General features: G+C 57.5%; 16 protein-coding genes. 11 read left to right on the top strand and 5 right to left on the bottom strand.

Annotated features, from left to right (window positions below; all coding sequences use genetic code 11):
* Window positions 1-7: 7 nt before the first annotated feature.
* Complete coding sequence (locus tag GRX64_RS15060; RefSeq protein WP_166268567.1) at window positions 8-367, bottom strand: hypothetical protein; 360 nt, start codon at window positions 365-367, stop codon at window positions 8-10.
* Between the two features lie 153 nt (window positions 368-520).
* On the opposite strand from GRX64_RS15060, the gene GRX64_RS15065 reads away from it, so the two are divergent.
* Together GRX64_RS15065 and GRX64_RS15070 are read left to right on the top strand one after the other, a co-directional pair.
* Window positions 521-1627, top strand: coding sequence for an AI-2E family transporter (locus GRX64_RS15065; protein WP_166268568.1), 1107 nt, complete (start codon window positions 521-523; stop codon window positions 1625-1627).
* A 97-nt stretch (window positions 1628-1724) separates the two neighbouring features.
* Window positions 1725-2135: a peptidoglycan-binding domain-containing protein gene (locus GRX64_RS15070; RefSeq protein WP_166268569.1), complete on the top strand. Its 411-nt coding sequence runs from the start codon at window positions 1725-1727 to the stop codon at window positions 2133-2135.
* Window positions 2136-2207: 72 nt separating this feature from the next.
* Here the strand turns inward: GRX64_RS15070 and ilvD are convergent, their stop codons facing one another.
* On the bottom strand, window positions 2208-4043 hold the full coding sequence (ilvD, locus tag GRX64_RS15075; RefSeq protein WP_166268570.1) for a dihydroxy-acid dehydratase: 1836 nt from the start codon (window positions 4041-4043) through the stop codon (window positions 2208-2210).
* Window positions 4044-4226: 183 nt separating this feature from the next.
* On the opposite strand from ilvD, the gene GRX64_RS15080 reads away from it, so the two are divergent.
* Both GRX64_RS15080 and GRX64_RS15085 read left to right on the top strand, forming a co-directional pair.
* Window positions 4227-5483: an HDOD domain-containing protein gene (locus tag GRX64_RS15080; protein ID WP_166268571.1), complete on the top strand. Its 1257-nt coding sequence runs from the start codon at window positions 4227-4229 to the stop codon at window positions 5481-5483.
* A gap of 34 nt (window positions 5484-5517) precedes the next feature.
* Window positions 5518-6090, top strand: a complete 573-nt coding sequence (locus GRX64_RS15085) for an LON peptidase substrate-binding domain-containing protein (RefSeq protein WP_166268600.1) — start codon at window positions 5518-5520, stop codon at window positions 6088-6090.
* A gap of 29 nt (window positions 6091-6119) precedes the next feature.
* Here the strand turns inward: GRX64_RS15085 and GRX64_RS15090 are convergent, their stop codons facing one another.
* Genes GRX64_RS15090 through GRX64_RS15100 form a run of 3 tightly spaced genes read right to left on the bottom strand, consistent with a single transcriptional unit; the run spans window position 6120 to window position 9572 of the window.
* Window positions 6120-7574 (bottom strand): bifunctional DedA family/phosphatase PAP2 family protein, encoded by a 1455-nt coding sequence (locus GRX64_RS15090; protein ID WP_166268572.1) that lies wholly within the window; start codon window positions 7572-7574, stop codon window positions 6120-6122.
* Between the two features lie 2 nt (window positions 7575-7576).
* On the bottom strand, window positions 7577-8569 hold the full coding sequence (locus tag GRX64_RS15095) for a GGDEF domain-containing protein (RefSeq protein ID WP_166268573.1): 993 nt from the start codon (window positions 8567-8569) through the stop codon (window positions 7577-7579).
* Window positions 8562-9572, bottom strand: coding sequence for a GGDEF domain-containing protein (locus tag GRX64_RS15100; protein ID WP_166268574.1), 1011 nt, complete (start codon window positions 9570-9572; stop codon window positions 8562-8564). Before GRX64_RS15100 ends, GRX64_RS15095 begins: the two co-directional genes overlap by 8 nt.
* Before the next feature lie 174 nt (window positions 9573-9746).
* On the opposite strand from GRX64_RS15100, the gene GRX64_RS15105 reads away from it, so the two are divergent.
* The 7 genes from GRX64_RS15105 to mltB all read left to right on the top strand — a co-directional run bounded on the left by GRX64_RS15105 (window position 9747) and on the right by mltB (window position 16847).
* A complete protein-coding gene (locus GRX64_RS15105) occupies window positions 9747-11003 on the top strand; it encodes a glutamate-5-semialdehyde dehydrogenase (RefSeq protein ID WP_166268575.1) in 1257 nt (418 codons plus the stop codon).
* Between the two features lie 6 nt (window positions 11004-11009).
* Window positions 11010-11645 (top strand): nicotinate-nucleotide adenylyltransferase, encoded by a 636-nt coding sequence (gene nadD, locus GRX64_RS15110; protein WP_166268576.1) that lies wholly within the window; start codon window positions 11010-11012, stop codon window positions 11643-11645.
* Window positions 11646-11773: 128 nt separating this feature from the next.
* Entirely contained in the window at window positions 11774-12124 is a 351-nt protein-coding gene (rsfS, locus tag GRX64_RS15115; protein ID WP_166268577.1) for a ribosome silencing factor, read from the top strand.
* A gap of 2 nt (window positions 12125-12126) precedes the next feature.
* Window positions 12127-12597, top strand: a complete 471-nt coding sequence (gene rlmH, locus GRX64_RS15120) for a 23S rRNA (pseudouridine(1915)-N(3))-methyltransferase RlmH (RefSeq protein ID WP_166268578.1) — start codon at window positions 12127-12129, stop codon at window positions 12595-12597.
* Between the two features lie 9 nt (window positions 12598-12606).
* Window positions 12607-14499 carry a penicillin-binding protein 2 gene (gene mrdA / locus GRX64_RS15125; RefSeq protein WP_166268579.1) on the top strand — a complete coding sequence of 631 codons (1893 nt, stop codon included), beginning with the start codon at window positions 12607-12609 and terminating at the stop codon, window positions 14497-14499.
* Complete coding sequence (gene rodA, locus GRX64_RS15130; protein WP_166268580.1) at window positions 14499-15641, top strand: rod shape-determining protein RodA; 1143 nt, start codon at window positions 14499-14501, stop codon at window positions 15639-15641. Before mrdA ends, rodA begins: the two co-directional genes overlap by 1 nt.
* A gap of 186 nt (window positions 15642-15827) precedes the next feature.
* Window positions 15828-16847: a lytic murein transglycosylase B gene (mltB, locus tag GRX64_RS15135; protein WP_166268581.1), complete on the top strand. Its 1020-nt coding sequence runs from the start codon at window positions 15828-15830 to the stop codon at window positions 16845-16847.
* Window positions 16848-16915: the final 68 nt, after the last annotated feature.

Here is a 16915-nt window from a genome sequence, read left to right on the forward strand (position 1 = left end):
TGCAACCTCAGTGGTCGGGGGAGGGATCATCATTGCCGGGGAGCGGATTCCGGTTGGAGCGTTTGTCGTCCCAGTCAAGATCTTGTGGGTCATACCAGTCCAGGACCTGCCGGACACGCTTTTGAGTGGTCACCGACAAGGTGAGCCACAGCGCGGAAAAATCATCAACGCCCTGTTCCCGCTGGCGTATCTGCCGGCTTTGCAAACGTTTGATTATCAGCGGCAGTCGCAAGGCCTCGCCAAGTTGACCCGGGACAATAACCTCCTGGCCGAGCACTTTTTTTCGGTGTGTTCGTTTTGCCAGGATGTACTGCAAAGCCGAAGCGGCCTGCAATGCCGTTTCCTCTGTGAACGTTACGATTTCCAATCGATTGACCTGTTTTGCCCCTGTCACTTGCCCTGATCAATATCGAGCACTCGACATCACACTATAACTCGACAGTGATCATGGTGGCCACGGTTGCCGTGGTAGGGTATAACCCGTTTTTGCATGTAAGCACCGACCGGATGGATGCCCGCTATGTACGAAGCTCTGGAACGCCGCTCTTTTCTCGCGATGCTGGTTTTAGTGTCGCTGGCCTTCATATTTCTCATGAAGCCGTTTTTCGGCCCGATATTCTGGGCGGTCGCCATCGCATTGATTTTTCACCCGATCCAGCAGTGGCTGACGCTAAAACTGGGACCTCGACCTAACGGTGTGGCGCTGCTGACCCTGCTGATTTGTATGGTCATTGTGGTGATCCCAGTGATGGTGCTGGTGTCTTCGCTGGTGGCCGAAGGCGTCAGTCTTTATCAACAGATTCAGGCGGGCGAGATACGACCCGGGGAATACATTGACCGGGTAAGCAGCTCGTTTCCTGCCATTGAGGGCTTTTTTGCCCAGTTTGACATTGATTTTGCGCAACTGCGGGACCGCGCCGTGAATGCCTTTGTCGGCGGCAGTCAATTTATGGCGAAACAAGCACTGGGGTTTGGCCAGAATACGTTCCAATTCTTTTTAGGATTGGCATTGATGGTGTATCTGGCGTTCTTTTTGCTGCGTGATGGGACTCAGTTGGTGGACCTGCTGATTCGGGCGTTGCCATTGGGGGACGAGCGTGAGCGACTGTTGTTTGCGAAATTCGCCGAAGTGACGCGGGCCACCGTCAAGGGCAATTTACTGATCGCCATTATCCAGGGTGCTTTGGGGGGCATCATCTTCTGGGTGCTGGGCATCAAGGGGGCGGTGCTCTGGGGTGTGGTGATGGCGATCGTTTCGCTTCTGCCGGCGGTCGGCGCAGCGATTGTCTGGGTGCCAGCCGCATTGTATCTGGCGGCGGTGGGCAACACTGTCTCCGCACTGGTACTGACGGCTTTTGGTGTGATTGTCATCGGTCTGGCGGATAACATACTGCGGCCGATCTTTGTCGGCCGCGATACCAAACTACCGGACTACATTGTCTTGCTTTCGACGCTGGGCGGGATTGTCATGTTTGGCATCAACGGGTTTGTCATGGGGCCTTTGGTGGCGGCCCTGTTCATGGCATTTTGGGGTATTTTTATTCGTGAATTCAGCGACACCACGTCCCATCACAGGGTGGGTGCCGGTAAGTCAGTACCTCCATCGTCGAATCACTCGGAAGGCTGACAGCCACGAGGAAGGAGAGTGTGCTAGTCTTCTGCGTGCGTGCGCAAAACCTAAGCAGCATGTTCAAAAATACAATAAAAAAGTGCAGGAGAACCCAATGACTCAATTATTCTGTGGAAAAGCGAAGCTCGCGGCTGCCGCGATTCTGGCCATCGCGCTTTCAAGTGTAGCCTCTACGGCCACAGCCAACGATACCGTTGCTCTTAAAAACGCGCTCTACGGTGCCGGGTATACCATTGCGAATGTGAATGGCAGCATGGATGCGGAAACGCGCGCCGCCCTGAAAGCCTTCCAGAAGGATCGTTCTGATCTGCAAGCTTCCGGGGAGCTGGACAATAGCACCAAGAAGGCTTTGGGAATGGTGAGCGTTCAGCTGGCGGCTTCAGCGGCCCCGGCATCGAAGGCCGCCGCGCCGGCCAAGGCCGCATCGACCACGAAAAAAGAGCAGGCAGCGGCAAAAGACGATGTGGTGGAAGAAGATGACGACGGTGGTTGGTCGTTTTTCTAAGACGTAATCCAGGCGTCAGCCGATGATCCAGAACCCGGGGCTGCCCAGAAAGACGCCCCGGGTTTTTGTCCCTCAGCCTAGCTTCTCGGGATCCCTCACTGCACCTTTATCGGCGCTGGTTGCCAGCAGCGCGTATGCCTTTAGCGCCGCTGAGACTTTGCGCGGTCGTGATTCGGCAGGGTGCCAGCCAATCTTGTCGCGGTTTTCCCGACGCCGATCCAGGTCGTGCTGGCTCAGTTCGACATTAATGGTACGGTTCGGAATATCGATGCGCACAGTATCCCCATTTTCAATCAGGCCAATCGCGCCGCCTGCGGCCGCCTCCGGGGATGCATGGCCAATGGACAATCCGGACGTGCCACCTGAAAAACGCCCATCGGTCAGCAGGGCACAAGACTTGCCCAGACCTTTGGATTTGAGATAACTGGTTGGGTAGAGCATTTCCTGCATGCCGGGGCCACCCTTGGGGCCTTCATACCGGATAATGACCACCTCGCCCGCTTTGACCTGATCGTCGAGAATGCCAGCGACCGCTGACTCCTGGCTTTCAAACACACGGGCAGGGCCCTCGAACACAAAAATGTTCTCGTCAACGCCAGCGGTTTTGACCACGCAGCCGTTCAGCGCGATGTTGCCGTACAGAACGGCGAGGCCACCTTCTGCTGAGTAGGCATGTTGCGCCGCCCGGATGCAGCCGGACTCGCGGTCGCCGTCCAGTGACGGCCAGCGCGTGCTTTGACTGAAGGCTTGCTGGGTTGGTATGCCCGCGGGGCCGGCTTTGTAAAACTCAATCACCTCTGGTGTGGGCTTTTGCATGATGTCCCAGGTTTCCAGTGCCTCGGCCATGGTCTTGCTGTGCACGGTCGGCAGGCTGGTGTCGATCAGGCCGGCACGGTCCAGTTCCCCAAGAATACCCATAATACCGCCGGCGCGATGCACGTCCTCCATGTGGTACTTGGGCGAATTTGGAGCGACTTTGCACAGCTGTGGCACCTGCCTGGACAGTTGATCGATTTCGTTCAGGGTAAACGGCACGCCCGCTTCCTGCGCCGCGGCGAGAAGGTGCAGGATGGTGTTGGTTGAGCCGCCCATTGCGACATCCAGCACCATGGCATTCTTGAAGGCGGTCATGGACGCAATGCTCAGCGGCAATACACTGGCATCATCCTGTTCGTAATAGCGCTTGGCATTCTCCACAATCTGGCGTCCCGCCTTGAGAAAAAGCTGCTCGCGATCGGCGTGCGTGGCCAGCATCGAACCATTGCCTGGTAGCGACAAGCCAATGGCCTCAGTCAGGCAGTTCATGGAATTCGCCGTGAACATGCCGGAGCAGGAACCACAGGTGGGGCAGGCACTGCGCTCGTATTCTTCAACCATCTCAGCGCTGGCCGAGGCGTCGGCCGCAATCACCATGGCGTCTACCAGGTCCAGCTTGTGCTCTGACAGCTTGGTTTTGCCAGCTTCCATGGGGCCGCCAGACACAAAAATAACGGGGATGTTCAGCCGCAAAGCAGCCATCAGCATGCCCGGAGTAATTTTGTCGCAGTTGGAGATGCAGACCAGCGCATCAGCGCAGTGGGCGTTGACCATGTACTCCACTGAGTCAGCGATGATTTCACGAGACGGCAACGAATACAGCATGCCGTCGTGCCCCATGGCGATGCCATCGTCCACGGCAATGGTGTTGAATTCCTTGGCCACACCGCCGGCAGCCTCAATTTCGCGGCAGACCAGTTGGCCCAAATCCTTCAGGTGGACATGGCCGGGCACAAACTGGGTAAACGAGTTGGAGACGGCAATAATAGGCTTGCCAAAATCATCGTCTTTCATGCCGGTGGCGCGCCAAAGGGCGCGAGCTCCGGCCATGTTTCGACCGGCGGTGGATGTCCGCGAACGATACTGGGGCATGGTTTTTAATCTCTTGTGGGCAGTCCAACAAACGCCAAAGGATACCAGATAAACCTTGTTGCGCATGGTTGTTTTACCGGACCGCAGTTACAATTAGATGCGCATCATGAACGCTATCCCGTCGCCGCGGCGCGGTTGGGTGTGTGACAACAATGCCGAAAATTCGGTACGAGGAGATTGCCTATGACTGGCCGGGAAAGCCTACCGCTGAAACGCCTGAAGTTATTTCAGCCGTTAAACCGGCTGACGGACGATCAGCTCGTTTTGCTGGCCAATCGTGCCGAGCGTCGACGCCATTCCCCCGGCCAACGTGTGCTTGAGCGCGGCGTGAGAGATGGATTGGACTATTATCTGGTCGGCGGCGCCGTGGAGCTGAAATCCGGTGACGGCCGGACGAACCGAATTGTGGCCGACAGTGATAAGGCGCTCAACGCGATTGCGCGTTTGCAGCCCCGTATGTATGACGTTATTGCTGTCGAAGCCTGCGAATTTTTAGTGATTGAGCAGGACATTCTCAACCAGATGCTTCGGTCCGCACCGGTGCTGGAGGCGGATCTCGACGGTATGGTGGACGACCGTCCCGATGACTCGGAAGAGCATCGGCTATTGATGGAGTTTTATGCGGAATTACGCTCCAATCAGGTGTCGCTGCCCAGTGTGCCGGATGTGGCCTGGAAGGTGCGGCGGGCGGCGGACCGGGAAGATACCACCGCCGAGGAGATAGCCAGTGCGGTGACGGCCGACCCCTCCATTGCGGCAAAGTTGGTCAGGGCCTGCAATAGCCCGTTGTACCGAGGCTTTAATGATGTTCGTAATGTCCGCGAGGCAGTCGTCAGGTTGGGTACCCGCACCACGAGGCAGTTGGTAACAGTCTTTTCAATGCGCGAGGTGTTTAAATCCAAGCAGCCAGCGTTGCAAAAATCGATGGATGAGTTGTGGCGGCATTCCCGGGATGTCGCGTCCCTGTGTTGGGTGCTGGCGGACAATGCCACCCGAGTAAATCCCGAGGAGGCGCTGCTCGCCGGACTGCTTCATGATATTGGCGCTATTCCGGTTCTCGTTCATGCCGAGCACCATGCCAATCTTCATCAGAATCCGGCCTTGCTCGACCATGCCGTTACGGAGCTGCGCCCGGATGTGGGTGCCGCAATTCTGGAGACGTGGGGATTTCCGGCAACGTTTGTGGGCGCTGCGCGTCATGCCGAAGACTGGATGCATGAAAGCAATCAGGACCTGCCGCAACTGGTGGATATCGTCATTGTGGCGCAACTTCACGCGATGATCGGCGGCAGTCAGAATGCTGACCTGCCGCGTTTCGAAGATGTGCCTGCATACCGGCGTCTGGGTGGCCTTGAGCTCAATGCCTCCAGAAGTTTAAAGCTATTGACGGAAGCCCGAGCGCGCGTCGATGAAGTTCATCGGTTGTTATCCATTCACTGATTCCGGAGTCAAATCCCAGGTGGCTGAACCTCTTATGCATGTACCGATTTTCCCTTTAAACTCGATCGTTTTACCGCGTGGGCGTATCCCGCTGCAGCTGTTCGAACCGCGTTACATCGATATGCTGACGCGTTGCCTCAAGGAAGACCGTGGGTTCGTCGTCGTGCTTCTGCGGGATGGGCTGGAAACCAACAGCACGGCGGCGTTCTATGATATTGGCACCTACGTTCGCATCATCGATTTTCAGCAGCTCGAAAATGGCATGCTGGGCATCACCGTGGAAGGGCAGTCCAAGGTGGCCGTGGTTAAAACCTGGCGGGCGCCGGATGGCCTCAATATGGGCGATGCTGAGTATCTGGTGGAAGAAGCCGAGTTGGCCATACCAGAAGCATTTTCGGAATTGCCGGTGGTACTTAAGGCGTTGCTCAAGCACCCAGTGGTCAATGACCTCGACATGAACGTGTCCTTTTCGGACGCCCGGGATGTGGGCTGGCGCCTGACAGAGTTGTTGCCGTTGGATAAGCAGGAAAAACAGCGGCTGGTCGAACTGCAAGACCCCCTTGAACGGCTTGAACGCTTGCACGCATTACTGGAGGCCCTCGAATAAGGGAGTTGGAACAAGGGCATGCTTAAACCTCAGGTGACCGGCGCCGCATACATCCTTACGGCCTCTGGCCAATGCAGTACAATGTAGCCAACCATCAATGCCAGCCAGAGCAGCATGGCCAGTAGGCTAACCAGGTCCAGATGGATTGGGGTCTGGTCATAGCGACTGTAGCTGGCACGAATAAAGCCGCTGATCGACAGTCCCAGCAGAATGCCACCCACGACATCGCTGAGCCAGTGCACCCCCAGATACATCCGGCTGATGGCCACCAGCAATACGGGCAGGCTGAACAGCAGGTAGAACCGCCACCGCAGGCGATTGTGGAACTCGCGTGCAACGAAACTGGCGGTCAGCGCCATAAAAACGGTTATGCCGGTGGCGTGGCCACTGGGGAAGGACCAGGAAGCCGGTTTGATGGCAACCAGATCTGGCCGGGCTATGGCAAACCCTTCCTTAAGACCGGTCACCATCAGCGCCGTCAGTGCCAGTCCCAATGCAATATGGAGCGCTGCGGCGTAATAGCCTCGGAACAAGAATGTAGCAATAGCAAGAGCCGCACCCGCAACCAGTGGCCAGATGTCGCCAAGTGACGTCATTGCAAGGGCAAAGGGGTCGAACAGGGGGTGGCGCAACTCGACAAAAAAGACTTTGGCTTGCTGGTCCAGGCCTTCATGCAAATGGGTGGACAGGCTGACGGACGCCAGGGTCAGAAACAGGACCCCGGCGGCCACGCCCAGGCTCAGCGAGCCGAGCGGAAATTCGCCACCGCTGGCCGGGCGGGTGCTGGAAAAAGTACGCCAGAACCAATGGGTACTGTCGTACTGTGCCATCCAGGACTTTACAGTTTCGTAGGTACGACTGCCGCTATCCAAGCCCCATTGGAGCCGGAAGATCAGCCAATAGAGTGCGGCCAGCACGGCGGTTGTGAAGCCCAGTATAGCGTAGAGGTGGGGTGGCAGGGATATCTGGTAGGCGAGGGCACTGCCGACCAGAAAGCCCGGCAGGATATAGACCGGCGCCCAGCCGATGGCGGAGACAATATTGAACAACAGGAAACGCCGCCAAGGCATGTTAAAGGCACCCGCGATCAGCGGAACCACTGGGCGGACCGGACCCAGGAAACGGCCAATCACGACACTTTTGCCACCGTGATGACGAAAAAACTGCTCGCCCCGGGTCAGCAAACCCTGGTAGCGGCTGAGGGGCCAGAGGGTGTGCAGTCGGCCCTTGAAGTGCCGGCCCAGCCAGAAACTGATGCCATCACCCAATACTGCGCCGGCGCCGGCCCAAACCAAAGCCTCCACCACGGGCATGCCGGTTTTGCCCGCCAGTGCAGCCATCGCAAACAGAATGGCCACCCCCGGTACAATCAGGCCGGCAATTGCCAGCGATTCGGTGAGGGCCGTGAGCAGCAGTGCGGCGGCAAGCCAGCCGGGGTGGCCGGCAAGCCAGGCCGTGAGTGTCTCCAACCAGTCCGAGATCATGGTTAGCGGCCGTCACCACGACTGTACCAGATGGTGTCGTGGCCGCGCTTGCGAGCTTCATTGAGTGCGTGCAGTGTGCGCCCCCGGAGGGTGTCGCTTCGGGTGTCACTGGCACCTCGGGTCGTACAACCCAGGCTGACAGTCATTCGGCTGACAATGGGCCAGCGATGTTCGCCCAACGTCCGGCGCACCCGTTCCGCAATCACGCGCACGCCTTCTTCCGGTGTAAACGGCAGAATCAGGAAAAACTCGCCGTTGCCAAGGGCATACAGCGTGTCGCCGGCGCGGATGACGTCAAACAGCTGCTCAGTGACCTGTTTGAACAGGTTCTGCATACCGGCTTCACCATGAAGGTCCTCGGCTTCACTGACGTAATCGATGCCGAGCAGGATCACTGACAGGGAATGCCCTGTCACATTGGCACGACTGATTTCTTTTTGCAGGGTTTCATCGAGAAAACGTGCATTGTGGGCGCCAGTCACCGGATCGGTAATGGCGAGGTCTTCCGCCGACTGCGCCATGTGGTTGTAATGCCAGATGTACAGAGATGCCGCGCTCAGTATAAGTAATGCCGCCATGACGGTGAGCAAGGCTTCGGCGAGCGGCAGCGTGGACAGCAAGTACACGGTCAGCGATGCCGACAGGCAAAGCGACAGCACCAGACCCTGGCGCAGGGGCAGAATCAGCATGTTCAGCAATAGCGCCGGAAGGCACCAGTAACTGATGTCTGGACGGTCCAGTGAAAACAGGGCAGCCACCACAGCGGCATTCACCAGCGCCAAGATAATCACGTGGCCCGGCGCCCGTAATTGCTGGCGCCTTGAAATCAGGGTGTAAACGCCCCCAATGGTGGTCAAAAGCGCGAGCCCAACGGCAAGGTAGAAGAGCTCATAAAACCCGTAGCGCAGATTTTGCGAAGCCAGGGTAATAATAAACAGCGTCGCCAGGCCGTAGCCGGCCAAGTGGGTAAAGGTGCGGAGTCGGGTCTCAGTCAAGGCGTGGCTCCCCCGTTTTAGTCCCCGAGCGATCAGACCAGGCACTGTAGGACTGGACCCGATTGCCCCCTTGTTGCTGGGCTCGTCGCAGGGCGTTGGCAGCGGATTGTTGCAGACTGTCGGCATCATCGCCGATATTCAGCCCAGCGATGCCGGCGCTCACGGTCAAGTCCAATTCGTGTGAGACCAGCAGGGCTTTAAGGCCCTTGCGTATCTGTTCTGCTTTGGCAGCCGATTCGGCGGTGGTGTTACCCGGTAGAATAATAAGAAACTGGAGGTCGGCGACCCGGTAATAACTGTCAAAGTCCCTGAGCTGAGAATGCAGGAAACGTCCGATACGTGGAAGAATTGCCTTAATATCGGCGTCGGGGTCGGAATCGCTCAGGTGGGTATCGAGACCGACCATAATGATGGCCATGTCAGTGCCTTCGCGTTCGCTGCGCTGAATCTCTTTGTGCAGGTCCGCGGACAAATAGTCTCGGCTGGCAGCCTGGGTCAGTTCATCGGTTCTGCGCAGTGGGGCCAGTTGTCGGGTTTTATACTCTCGCAGGAAGACCAAAAGCCCTGTCAATGCAATGGTGAGTAGCAACGAACTGACCAGTTGATGGCGGCCGGGTCCGGCCTCAGGCATTAAGGCGGTGACCATGACCGCCACCATGCAGGCGACAATCAGCATCGCAGCCCAGGCTATCGGAAAGAGTGCGAAAGCCACCAGGGGAACGACATAGAGCCAGTGCGTCAGGCTCACCGGTCCGGTCCAGAGGCTGGTGATCAGAAAGCCGGTCAGGGCCACCGCCATCACCCGACTGATATTAACCCAGACCGGTCGGGCGTGATCGGGGTTATTGGCCGGCGTTGTCCAGATCAATGCCGCGCCGGTGAGCGCCGCTGAAACAGAAAGCCAGCTGGAAATAACCGCTGCATAGGCAGCCAGGCCCAGCAATAGCAGGCAACCAAGCCTGGCGAAACGGCTGAGCAAGAATTTGTCGGCCATCTGGGCCATGCTGTTCGTCCTTATAAAATTCCGTATTGACACAGGGTACCCGAAAATCAGGTAGCCTGTGACGAGAGAGCTGTCCGCAGCGGTATAATAAACACTTGAGGTGCGTACTTGAATGCGGAAAGGTAAAGTGGGCGCTTTATTTTTGATGTCGATGGTTTCAGTAAAGGTGTTGGGATGGATATTGCGAGTTACATGACTGAAGTTGGCCAGCATGCACGACAGGCGTCGACGCTGGTAGCGCGTTCTACGACAGCCGTCCGTAATCGGGCGTTGCTTGCGACTGCGGCCGCACTGGACGAGGCCCGCCATGAGCTGGCATTGGCCAATGCCAAAGACCTTGAGAAAGGCCGTGCAAGCGGGTTGGATGCCGCCATGCTGGATCGCCTTGAACTGACGCCTGCACGGATTGACAGCATGATTGAGGGGTTGCGTCAGGTGGCAGCTCTGGGAGACCCGATTGGCGAGATCACCAACCTGGCCTACCGCCCCTCGGGCATTCAAGTGGGTAAAATGCGAGTGCCACTCGGGGTCATTGGCATCATTTACGAATCCCGGCCCAACGTCACTGTCGAGGCGGCCAGTTTGTGCCTGAAATCCGGCAATGCCACGATCCTTCGAGGCGGCTCCGAGTCGATTCATTCCAATCAGGCCATTGCCGCGTGTCTGGCCAAGGGCCTGGCAGAGGCAGGCTTGCCGGAAACAGCGGTGCAGGTCGTCAAAACCACTGACCGGGCCGCCGTGGGGGCGCTCATCACCATGCCTGAGTACGTTGATGTGATCGTGCCCAGGGGCGGCAAGGGGTTGATTGAGCGGATCAGCCGTGAGGCTCGGGTGCCGGTGATCAAACACCTGGATGGTATTTGCCATGTGTATATCGACAGCCACGCAGACCCGGAGAAGGCAATCAACGTGGCCGTTAATGCCAAGACGCAGCGATACGGCACCTGTAACACGATGGAAACCCTGCTGGTCGACAGCGAGATCGCGGACGATATTTTGCCTTTGCTGGCGCAGGCGTTTGGTCGCATGGAGGTCGAACTGCGAGGCTGCGATCGCACGAGAGCGGTGCTGCCCGACGTCACGGTCGCATCAGACGAAGACTGGAGCACGGAATACTTGGCGCCGATTCTGGCCGTTCGAGTAGTGGACGGGCTCGACGCCGCCATTGCCCATATCAATACATACAGTTCCCAGCATACCGATGCCATCATCACGGAAAACTATACGCGCGCCCGTCGGTTCATTACGGAGGTTGACTCTGCGTCCGTCATGGTCAACGCGTCGACCCGTTTTGCAGATGGTTTTGAGTATGGTCTTGGTGCCGAGATTGGCATCTCGACCGATAAAATCCACGCTCGAGGTCCGGTTGGGCTGGAGGGGTTGACGTCCCAGAAATACGTTGTCTTTGGCGATGGTCATGTTCGGACCTGACACGTCATGCATCTGATCTACGGCGGCACGTTTGATCCGGTACACCATGGCCATCTGCGATTGGCGATTGAACTGAAAGAGCGCCTGAACATTGAGCAAGTTGTGTTGGTGCCTTGTCATGTCCCACCCCACAGGGCTCAGCCGGGCGCCGACAGTCATAACCGACTGGCACTGCTGCGGTTGGCCATTGAGGGCGAGCCGGGTCTGACGGTGGACGACCGCGAGCTCGGTCGCGACGGCGTGTCCTACACGGTGGATACTCTGCGACAGCTGCGGGCTGAGCTGGGCGCAGACGAGCCTATCGCCATGGTGGTGGGTACCGACGCGTTTGCCGCATTCGACCGTTGGCACGATTGGCAGGTGATCCCTGAACTAGCCCACATCATAGTGGTCAACCGCCCGGGTGCCGAGCTGACGTCGGATGGCCTGCCGGCTGAACTACTTCTCGCCCGGCAGGCTGATTCGCCAGAACAACTCCATGCACGACCCGGAGGGTTGACCCTGACGGTGGACTTGCCATTGTTGGCGATTTCGGCAACGGGTATTCGCGAGGCCATACAGGCCGGTCGGTCACCCCGGTATTTATTGCCTGACAGGGTCTGGGCGGAGATTCAGGCGCTGGGGCTTTACCTTGGGTCTTGACGCTGCCCGGGTTCTCGATGTCGGGCTTATTTCGGCCTGCCCTGCGTGAATGTTTTAGTGTTACAATCGCCCCTGAATCTTATTTGTCGGGTGGTAACATTTGTTACGGGCCTCGTTACAGGGTGATTATGCAGGCAGAGCAATTAAAAGATGTTGTGGTTCACGCACTGGAAGACGTGAAAGCGAAGGACGTCAGTATTATTGATGTCCGTGAAAGAACCAGCGTAACGGATTACATGATCCTGGCCTCTGGCACCTCCAATCGTCACTGCCGGTCGCTTGCGGACTCGGTCGTCACCGAAGCCAAAGAGAATGGCGTGCGCGCCGCCAACATCGAAGGCGCCAATGTCAGTGACTGGATTCTAGTGGACCTGGGCGACATTGTGGTTCACGTGATGATGCCCGCGACCCGAGAGTTTTACGATCTGGAGCGGTTGTGGCGGGATGCGCCGGATGTAGGCGCCGCAGGTAGCGAGTAACAATGAAGTTACGGTTGATCTGCGTCGGTCAGAAAATGCCGGACTGGGTCAGCCGGGGCTACAACGAATACGCCCGGCGTATGCCACCGGAGCTGCCGTTGGAGTTATCGGAAATTGCGTTGTCTCATCGAGGCAAGAATCCGGACATTACCCGGTTAATGCAGCGCGAAGGCGAGGCCATTCTATCTGCTGCGGGTAAGGGTGACCGGTTGGTTGCACTTGAAGTGGGCGGGCGGCCCTGGTCAACGGAGCAACTGGCGGCGAAGTTGGAAAACTGGCAACAGGACGGTCGCGATGTCAGTTTCATGGTGGGTGGCCCCGACGGTCTGGCACCCGAGTGTCGTGCCCAGGCCGACCAGTTATGGTCGTTGTCACCTCTGACGCTTCCGCACCCACTGGTGCGGATCCTGCTGGCAGAGCAGCTTTATCGGGCCTGGTCCATTACCCGGAATCACCCATACCACCGCGCTTAGGAACACGACATGCCGTGGGGCGAGTTCAAAGACACTGCCGCTGAACGGCGTATCTTCCAGCGTCGGACGCTGGTTGCCCTTCTTTTATTGTGGGTAATGATGGGTGTACTGATCGCCCGCATGTACCATCTGCAGATTATCCAACACGATACCTACACAACACTTTCGGATAAAAATCGCGTTCAGGTTCAGTCTGTGGCACCTCCGCGAGGATTGGTTTACGACCGGAACGATGTGTTGCTGGCGGAAAACCGGCCGGTGTTCAGTGTCACCATTGTGCCTGAGCGCGTCGGCGACATTGATCAGACATTGGCGGATTTACAGCGCATCCTGGCGATATCGGAGGAGGACCTCGTGCGATTTCAGCGCCGCCTCCAGGAACCACGCCGACCCTTCCAGGAAATTCCCTTAAGGTACGATCTCACTGAGATCGAAATCGCCAGCATGGCGGTGCACCGACACGAACTCCCCGGAGTGGAAGTCAATGCTGAGCTGGTGCGCTATTACCCTTTTGGTGAAATAACCTCTCATGCCCTTGGCTACGTGGGGCGGATCAATCGTGATGAACTTCAACGCATTGATCCGGTCAACTACGCCGGCACCAACTACATAGGCAAGTCGGGTATTGAGCGTTTCTACGAAGAGCTTCTGCATGGCAAGGTGGGCTACCAACATGTGGAGACCAATGCCCGGGGCCGGACATTGCGGGTGCTTGAGCGAGAAAGCCCGGTACCGGGTGAGGATATTCGTTTGCACCTGGACATTCGTCTGCAAAAGCTGGCCTTTGAACTGCTGGCGGAACGTCGTGGGGCCATCGTAGCGATCGAACCGAAAACCGGCGGCGTGCTGGCGCTGGCGAGTGTGCCCGGATTTGATGCCAATTTGTTTGTGACTGGCATTGGGGTTCAGGCCTATCAGGAGCTCAATAGATCACTGGATAAGCCGTTGTTTAACCGTGCGTTACGGGGGCAATACCCGCCCGGATCCACCATAAAGCCCATGCTGGCGATTGCGGCTCTGGACAGCGGTGTGACCACGCGGGATCGGTTGATCTGGGACCCCGGTTATTTTCAGCTGAAACCCAGTGGCCGTCGTTATCGGGACTGGAAGCGTGGTGGCCACGGCTGGGTCGATCTGACCGCTGCCGTGGCGGAATCGTGTGACATTTATTTTTACGATGCGGCAGTCCGAATGGGGGTGGACACCATGCACCATTACTTGGCCCAATTCGGTTTTGGCGAAGAAACATCGCTGGACATTAGCGGTGCCTTACCCGGACTGCTGCCATCCAGTGACTGGAAGCGTGCGGCACGCAATGCGCCCTGGTACCCGGGGGACTCCGTCAATATGGGCATTGGCCAGGGCTTCAATCTGGCCACGCCGTTGCAGCTTGCAACGGCAACCACGGTGATGGCAAACCGTGGGCAATGGCAGCAGCCGCGGTTGCTCAACGATGTATTGGGCGATCACTCGCTCGAGGGCCGGCTGCCGCCACCCAGCAAAGACGACATCATCCTGAAGAATCAGGATGACTGGAATTTTGGCGTGAATGCCATGAAAGCGGTGATGCACAGTGCCAAAGGCACTGCCCGCCGAGCGGCGTTTGGGGCGCCCTATGAGATGGCCGGAAAAACCGGTACCGCGCAGGTGTTCAGTCTGGCTCAGGATGAAGAGTACGACGCCGATGAAATTCGTGAGCGGCTGCGCGATCACGCGTTGTTTATAGGGTTTGCGCCGATTGAAGACCCCAAGATTGCGGTCGCCGTTATTGTCGAAAACGGCGGCAGCGGCAGTGGCACTGCCGCACCAGTGGCGCGTGCGTTATTCGATGCCTGGTTAATGGAATTTCCAAACGAAGGCGAAGCCATGGTGGTCGGGCAAACCAATGAGGAGGACCGCTAATGGCATTGCGTGACTTTTCACGGCCACTGTCTCACCAATCGTTGTCAGGACCCCGTAGCTTCTGGTCAGCACTGCATATCGACCCTATTCTCCTGGTGCTGCTGGTGGGTCTGGTGGCATTCGGGCTTTTTGTCCTGTTTAGCGGTGGCGACGGACGGATTGAGTTGGTTAAGGCGCAAGGCATTCGGATCGGTCTGGCCTTTTTTGTGATGTTTGTCTTTGCCCAGCTGGACCCATCGGTTTACCGACGATGGACGCCTTGGCTGTATGGCGTTGGCTTGATTGCGCTATTGGCGGTCTTGCTGGTGGGCATAGGCGCCAAGGGTGCCCAGCGTTGGCTGGCATTGCCGGGGTTGCCCCGCTTTCAGCCCTCTGAGTTGATGAAGATTGTGGTGCCGATGATGGTCGCCTGGTACCTCTCCCGCCACATGCTGCCGCCAAGGTTGTCAAAAGTCGGGGTGGCGCTGATTCTGGTGCTGTTGCCCATGGGTCTGATTATTAAACAACCGGATCTGGGCACCTCGCTGTTGGTTGGTTCCGCGGGCTTGTTCGTGGTGTTTTTTGCGGGCATCCGTTGGCGGGTCATTAGTGCTTTTTTCGCCCTGGTGTCCATCGCCGCGCCCCTGATGTGGTTTTTTGGCATGCGGGATTACCAGAAGCAGCGGGTGTTGACGCTGCTGGATCCGGAAAGTGATCCCCTGGGCGCCGGCTGGAACATTATGCAATCGAAAACCGCCATTGGCTCTGGCGGCTGGAGCGGCAAGGGCTGGATGCAGGGGACACAGTCTCACCTGGAATTTCTGCCGGAGAGCCATACCGATTTCATTGTCGCGGTGCTGGCGGAAGAGTTCGGGTTTGTTGGCATGCTGGCGCTGATGTCGGTGTACCTTTTGATACTGACGCGGTGTTTGTATATCGCCGCCAATGCGCAGGATTCATTCAGTCGTTTGCTGGCCGGGGCGCTCACCATGACATTTTTTGTGTATGTGTTCGTCAATGTGGGCATGGTGAGCGGTTTATTGCCGGTGGTTGGTGTGCCTTTGCCATTGATCAGCTATGGGGGCACATCCATCGTAACGTTGATGGCGGCCTTTGGTGTGCTGATGTCAATACACACACATCGAAGAATGATCACCGCCTGATGGCGTTACCTTTTGGTTAGAATCACCATGAACTCATGGTGAAATCTTAAGCCCCCGTGCTAGTCTCCGGGCTTATAAAGGCGGGGGTTGGCGGTCGTTATGGGCAACGGTATTGTCCGTGTTGATTGGTATTTTGGGTGTTGTGCGGCACCGGCGAACCGGGTTGTTGGTAAAACAAGGGTATTCATGAAGACACAGGTTGCGAGCCGGTGCCGAGTATGGCTTGGGGCGGCTGTTTTAGTCATTTTGCAAGGCGGAGCTCAGGCCAGTAATGAGACTGAAGCCGGTTATGCGGCCCGAGAAGATGGCCAGGCTTTCATTCGTGAAATGGCGACTCAGCACGGTTTCAGCGCTGAGGTTCTTGAGACGTGGCTGAATCAGGCCGAGCGCAAGCAAGTCATTATTAACGCGATCAGCAAACCCGCTGAAAAAACCATGGAGTGGCATGATTACCGTCGGCTGTTCATTCGATCGGAACAAGTGGATGGCGGCCGGGCATTTTTGGCGCAGTATCGCGAGGCATTCGATCGGGCTGAGGCGGAATACGGCGTGTCAAGGTACATCATCGCCGCGATTATCGGCGTGGAAACCCGTTATGGACGCTTCACCGGTAAATACCGGGTACTGGACGCGCTGGCCACTCTGGCCTTTGATTACCCGCCCAGAAGCGCTTTTTTCCGCCGGGAGTTAGGCGAGTTTTTGCTCATGACCCGGGAGCAGGGCTTTGATCCCCTGACGGTGAAGGGGTCGTACGCCGGTGCTATGGGATTCGGGCAGTTCATATCGAGCAGTTATCGACACTATGCGATCGATTTTGATGGCGATTCTGTCGCCGATATTTTGACCAATCCGGTCGATGCCATTGGCAGCGTTGCTCATTATTTCAGCGCACACGACTGGCGCCGGGGCGACGCAGTGGCCGAACCCGTGGCGGATTCGCAGCGATTGCCGCAAGGCTCGCCACTGTTGACGCGTGGGTTGAAGCCGACAAAAACGGTGGCGGACTATCGGCAAGCTGGCGTGCCAGTGACCGCCGCGGTTGACGACAGCGCCCGGGCCCGGGCTCTCAGACTAATGGGCGCCAACGGCGCCGAACTGTGGCTGACCTACCATAATTTTTATGTGATTACCCGGTATAACCACAGCCATTTGTACGGCATGGCGGTATTCCAGCTCTCGCGTGCGCTCGGAGGCGATGATGTTTAGTCAATCCCGGGCCGACAGCGCGCCTCCGTTCAGCGCCAGGAGCAGACTGGGTCTCTGGACAGCAATTG

It is taken from the genome of Marinobacter caseinilyticus (assembly GCF_011074955.1).
Taxonomy (GTDB): domain Bacteria; phylum Pseudomonadota; class Gammaproteobacteria; order Pseudomonadales; family Oleiphilaceae; genus Marinobacter; species Marinobacter caseinilyticus.